This is a genomic window from Methylobacterium sp. GXS13, assembly GCF_001455965.1.
In the GTDB taxonomy this organism is placed as follows: Bacteria; Pseudomonadota; Alphaproteobacteria; order Rhizobiales; family Beijerinckiaceae; genus Methylobacterium.
Genome location: NZ_LKKO01000004.1, coordinates 1 through 945 on the forward strand (window position 1 = coordinate 1; position 945 = coordinate 945).

At 65.4% G+C, this 945-nt stretch carries 1 protein-coding gene; it reads right to left on the minus strand.

The window, feature by feature from the left end; translation table 11 throughout:
• Position 1: 1 nt before the first annotated feature.
• On the minus strand, positions 2 to 832 hold the full coding sequence (locus tag AO398_RS03905; RefSeq protein ID WP_058190737.1) for an IS5 family transposase: 831 nt from the start codon (positions 830 to 832) through the stop codon (positions 2 to 4).
• Positions 833 to 945 lie beyond the last annotated feature (113 nt).

Here is a 945-nt window from a genome sequence, read left to right on the forward strand (position 1 = left end):
CTTAGAATGCGTTCGAGAAGCAGGGTGATCGGGCGAGGCGTCTGACGAGGATCATGACGGCTGCGGCGTAGAGGAAGGCTCTGGCGGAGGCGAGGGTCGCTTCCGCATCTCTCCAGAGGCGCCGGTTGCGGCTGATCCAGCCGAAGAACCGTTCAACGACCCACCGGCGTGGATGGACAGCGAAGCCGACCTGATCCGGAGGCTTGCGCACGATCTCGACGGCAATGATCGTCGCGCTCGCTGGCTTGTCGCCGGCATAGCCGGCGTCGGCGAAGGCCTTGACGATGAACGGGAAGCTTCGGCGTGACAGGCGCAGGACCGGAATGGCTCCGTCCCGGTCTTGCACGTCGGCAGGCTGCGGATCGAGGACGAGCGCACGCCCGTCCGTGTCGACCAGCGCTTGGCGTTTGCGGCCTTTGACCTTCTTACCGGCGTCGTAGCCGCGTGGCCCGCCGCTCTCCATGGTTTTGACGGTCTTGCTGTCGAGCACGGCGGCGGACGGCGAGGCTTCGCGTCCGACACGCTCGCGATCAGCCAGGACGAGGTGGTGATTGATCCGGCCGAACAGCCCTGTGTCGCGCCAGCGGCTGAAGTAGCCGAACGTGGTCGATCGCGGCGGCAGATCCTTGGGGATCAGCCGCCATGCGATGCCGCCGCGCAGAACGTAGAAGATCGCGTTCAAGATCTCTCGGGGCGTCCAGACCGGAGGCCGACCGCGCGGCTCCGGCCTCGGCATCAGCAGCTCGATCACCGCCCACTCGGCATCCGTCAGATCGGTTTCATAGCGAAGGCCCGCGCGGCTATGCTGCCGCCGGGTGGTCGGGGTCCACATGGCGCTTCCAGGTCAGGCTTCAGCACCCTCCTGGAAGCATCGTCATCCCGGCCACTCAACCCCGCCTCAGACCATTTTCGGACGGGCTCTTAGTACTACTGTGTCATAAAGTT

What these genes read in the sequence shown, in the direction of transcription:
- AO398_RS03905 (WP_058190737.1), bottom strand. Translation starts at nt 832, where the DNA reads ATGTGGACCCCGACCACCCGGCGGCAGCATAGCCGCGCGGGCCTTCGC.